This window comes from Achromobacter sp. (genome assembly GCF_036567245.1).
Classification (GTDB): Bacteria; Pseudomonadota; Gammaproteobacteria; order Burkholderiales; family Burkholderiaceae_B; genus Achromobacter.
In genome coordinates this window covers 1-3,821 of sequence record NZ_DATCUY010000047.1, presented here as the reverse complement: position 1 = coordinate 3,821, position 3,821 = coordinate 1, and the positions used below count along the sequence as shown (strand labels likewise).

Annotated in this window: 4 protein-coding genes and 2 pseudogenes; 3 read left to right on the top strand and 3 right to left on the bottom strand. The window is 59.2% G+C overall.

All coding sequences use genetic code 11. The features are described 5' to 3' along the window. Positions 1 to 269, top strand: a pseudogene (locus tag VIR09_RS01625) (hypothetical protein); the annotation flags it as partial. 602 nt (positions 270 to 871) lie between these two features. Here the strand turns inward: VIR09_RS01625 and VIR09_RS01620 are convergent. Next, positions 872 to 1,618, bottom strand: coding sequence for a lysozyme inhibitor LprI family protein (locus tag VIR09_RS01620; protein ID WP_332011152.1), 747 nt, complete (start codon positions 1,616 to 1,618; stop codon positions 872 to 874). Between the two features lie 424 nt (positions 1,619 to 2,042). Between VIR09_RS01620 and VIR09_RS01615 the strand changes: the two genes are divergently transcribed. After that, positions 2,043 to 2,258, top strand: a complete 216-nt coding sequence (locus tag VIR09_RS01615) for a DNA-3-methyladenine glycosylase (RefSeq protein ID WP_332011149.1) — start codon at positions 2,043 to 2,045, stop codon at positions 2,256 to 2,258. A gap of 481 nt (positions 2,259 to 2,739) precedes the next feature. On the opposite strand, the gene VIR09_RS01610 is transcribed toward VIR09_RS01615, so the two are convergent. Then, positions 2,740 to 2,976, bottom strand: coding sequence for a CrpP-related protein (locus VIR09_RS01610; protein ID WP_332011147.1), 237 nt, complete (start codon positions 2,974 to 2,976; stop codon positions 2,740 to 2,742). A gap of 87 nt (positions 2,977 to 3,063) precedes the next feature. After that, on the bottom strand, positions 3,064 to 3,192 hold the full coding sequence (locus VIR09_RS01605) for a hypothetical protein (protein ID WP_332011145.1): 129 nt from the start codon (positions 3,190 to 3,192) through the stop codon (positions 3,064 to 3,066). A gap of 43 nt (positions 3,193 to 3,235) precedes the next feature. Between VIR09_RS01605 and VIR09_RS01600 the strand changes: the two are divergent. After that, a pseudogene (locus VIR09_RS01600) lies at positions 3,236 to 3,652 on the top strand (OsmC family protein); the annotation flags it as partial. Positions 3,653 to 3,821 lie beyond the last annotated feature (169 nt).

Sequence of the window (3,821 nt, the reverse complement as noted above, 5' to 3'; positions counted from 1 at the left end):
CGGCGGCAGGCGCAGCGGCGGGGGCCGTCGTTGCAGGCGCGCGAGGACGCCAACATGAGGAGGTTTACGACCGCGTGGACGATGATACGAAGCAAGCCTACCGGCAGAACCAAGCGAAAGACGCCGCCGCGGCTGGTATGGTTGTGGGCGGATCGCGTCAACGGCAGGACCGGCGACAAGATCGGGCGAACCAAGCGCAGCAGAATGCGACTGCGTCATCAGCCTACGCCAGTTGCCTGCAGCAGCGTGGTTATCAGGTGACGCCGTGAGCGCCTGTTGCGAGCGAGGTTCCTGGACGCAAAAAGTGATTCAGTTGTCTGGTGGCAACTTGACCCACTGATGCTTCGGCATGGGGTCTTGCAGTTCGCTTCCATGTAGCCTCTCTCCATTCCCCGTCGTCATCTACGTGCTAATGGCAAGTCTCGTCGCTCCGTGCCTGAGACGGGCTGCTCGGGACGGGCGCTGGGGTACCTGGCTCGCGGGAACATCATTTATCGGTTTGGGCGTGCTCACGGCCATGGGTACGCGCCTCGCGCGTTGACGCGCTCTCTCATCTGCGCCGAATGGCGGCTTCTGGCCGTATCCAGGCCTCCGCCGGCCGCTCACGACCCTGAGCAGCCATTCGCGTGTCTCATGCCAACACCTGCTGTGCAGCGCTTACCGACCTTGGGTTCTGCCTAATCAATTCACCTGAATCCGGCCCCAAGCCGGTGTTTTCTCAAGCAGCCTCGGCCGGCACTTCAGGCAGCGGCCCACGGACCCGCCGCCTGGGCGGCTGCTGTGCGCCTCGTCTTCATCGGTATATCCATGATCTTTAGTCCTCATGATATGCCTCGCACACAGAATCACGGATAGGCCCGGGCGCTTACCATCAACCGCCATAGCATTGCGCGTAAGTAAAGTCGACCAAGCGCTTGTCTGAGGCATCCTGTGGCGTGGACGGCTCTACTTGGAAATGCCCGAACATATCGTCGTTGCAGATCCTCACGTTCTTGCGCTGCGTACCCTCCTGCAATACGCAGGAGCCGCCAAAACTGTGATTACTCCCAGCGACGCCAACCGGTAGGTCAATCAGCCGGCTACAACCGATGATTCGGCCGTTTTGCTTCTGATACGACAACGATTGGTTGAACGATTCAACACGGGAGTTGGGATCACGAATCGACACAACATTAACGCATTCGCCACTAACGGTTTGGTTGCCCGGCAGCTTGCAGTCCGAGTACACCTCGCCATTGGCAATATGTTCCTCATTACGCGCCAGCATGGCGATGCGGGTTGTGTATGCTTGCTGCAGGCAGGCGCTGTCTTGACAAATGTCACGAGCGTATTTAATCCAGTTGCGCTGTTCTTTCGCCAACTCTTTCTTGCCATAGGCATCGGTTGCGGCTAGTGCTGTTTCATAGGCCCCATGCAATTTCCCATCCAGCGCGGATATCTCGGCATCGCTACAGATCAACCTTTCCGTAGCGCTCACGGCCTTGTTGCAATCAAAACTTGCAGCTTGGGCGCCAGTCCATAGAGTTGCAAGGCCCAACGTAAAGAGAAGCTTCATCGCAGGTGCACACCGCATCTTCAGTGCGTAAGCGGGTGGGCGTGTTGAATGCAGCTGGGTCATGATCCTATCTTCTCAAGTTGTATGTCGATGATGTCTTGCGTACAGCACAACACATCTCCCTCGTGACACGCCAAATCAGCTTAACCGAGCCAATGCACATCTCTGGTCTTGTAATCTTGTCGCTGGAGCATCAGAGGCATTCTTATTCCAATACCGGCTCAGTTTTTACCAGATCTAAGCTGACGCCTGTGCATTTACCAACTAAAGCGGCGGCTTCATCACAATCTTCTCGGATGCCGCTGGCCGAAACCCGCTTTTCAGCGGAATCGGAAAGAGGCCGGGGTTATCGTCGCCACGCCCGGCTTCGTTGAATCGACGATTCAGCCAGTGACCAACATTTGTTGGGGGATAATTTTGGGCACGCCGCGTGCTGCATGACCTACGCACTGAGCGGCGCGGGGTCGCTACTGCCGAGGCGAAAGCAATGGAACAGGAAGATTATTTGGCTCAAATACTTACCAGGTCTGCAAAGTTGAATGAGTTTGGGGACTGGGCAGACATTCTGGCCGATTACGCGTCCTGCCTCTGGAATGTGCGGGACAAGTTGGAACGGGAAGAGATCGAGCGCTTATTAAACGTTGGCGCGGCCTTCTACCGCACGTTGGCACGCGCTGAGGACTACCGTCGCAGCCCCCTCTGAAGGTGCTATATGGCCTCGCTGCGGCGGGATGGCTCCGCGTTCTCATGAGACGGGGCGCTTATGCGCTACAGCGACGGCTACGGCGCCGTCTGGCATGCGGTATTTCCCGCAAGACAGCCAAACGACGGGTTCGCCTGTCGGCAATGAGCAAATGTACTCGCGGACGGGGAGTCCGGTTGGACCGCGTTTGGTGACTAGCCTACGCTCCACCCGGCAGATGGAACGATCGGGCAGCTTTACGATCACATCGGACAATCGAGTGCCCACCGCCATGTTCTCCCTCTTCAGATGATTGCGCCCGAGGTCGAACGGTCGTGACCTGGCGGGGCATTGGTCCGTTGGCGTCTTATTTAACACTTTGAGCCTCTGAGGAACATCCGGCGTTCGGCTGAACAGCTCAGCTGGGATGAGTGTTTTTCGACGTACTCGTTCTCCGGGCAAGCATTGAAAACGCCCCATTGCTGGGGCGCTAAAGAGTATTTTAGGTGGGGCGTCGCTCAATTGAGCGGGGCGGGGGCCTCGCGCTAGCCCTTGGTTTTCTCGACTCCGTTTCGGCTACCCAACCTGCTTCCCATGCGTCGACTTTTTCACGCCAATCCCGTATGGCCTCGCCCGTGTGGCCCGGCATGGCCGAGGCACAATAGTAGGGGCAATCGAATAAGCTCAGCCCTTCACGGGCAGCTTGGGCGCCCAACTTTCGGATGTCGTCGCGTTGCATTGCTATACCCTCCAAAAGAAGATCACGGGAAGGTCAGTATTGCGCATGGGCTGTGGCGCTTGCAATAGTGTGGCGGGACTACCTGGCCTAGCGCGGCGCCATCCCCTTGCGCAGCTTGCGCGGGGATTCCAGTAGCTCCATGGTCATCTGGCCTTTCTCCAGCACACAGGGCTCCACGGCCGGGCCGGCCAGCAGGTCGTCGTAGATTCCACCCATGAGGCCCGCAGGCCGCTTCAGTTCAAAGGACACCTGGTGCATGCGCAGTGGGGCCGCGCGCAGGCGCTTCCGCGATCACCAGGTGGTCAGCGACAGTCCTGCTGATTTCGCGGGCTACGACTTGGGGCCGAGTTCGCCCGAGCTGTTGCTGGGATCGCTGGGCAGCTGCCTGACGCATATCTTCCTGATCAAGGCGGCCGAACTCGAATTGCCGCTGGAATCGTTGCAGGTGGAGATCGAAGGCGACCTGGACCCGCGCGGCGGTAAGCCGGGCTATGAGCAGGTGCCACTCTTTCCGCACAACATTCGCTATACCGCACACATCGTGTCGCCGGCTGACGAGAGCGCGGTGCGCGCCGTGCATGAGGCCGTGAAGCAATGGTGTCCGATCCTGAACCTGCTCAAGCAGTCGCAGCCGCTGGAAGGCCGAGTGGAGCACACCCGCTCTGCGGCGCAGTAAGGAAGAAAGCCTCAGGTCAGCGTGCTGCGCATCAAAATTTCGGTCAGCGCCCGCGTAGGTTTATTAGGCGCGGGCGCTGCGATCACGATGAACTCCACCTGCGGCAGCGCGGGCAGCTGCGCGGCGCCGGCCGGCGCGGCAAGGCCCAAGGTGGACAGGTGCGACGGCT

Excerpts from the sequence above, each read along its gene's own strand:
- VIR09_RS01610 (WP_332011147.1), bottom strand. The coding sequence starts at position 2,976 with ATGCAACGCGACGACATCCGAAAGTTGGGCGCCCAAGCTGCCCGTGAA.
- VIR09_RS01605 (WP_332011145.1), bottom strand. The coding sequence starts at position 3,192 with ATGGGTGGAATCTACGACGACCTGCTGGCCGGCCCGGCCGTGGAGCCC.
- VIR09_RS01615 (WP_332011149.1), top strand. The coding sequence starts at position 2,043 with ATGGAACAGGAAGATTATTTGGCTCAAATACTTACCAGGTCTGCAAAG.
- VIR09_RS01620 (WP_332011152.1), bottom strand. The coding sequence starts at position 1,618 with ATGACCCAGCTGCATTCAACACGCCCACCCGCTTACGCACTGAAGATG.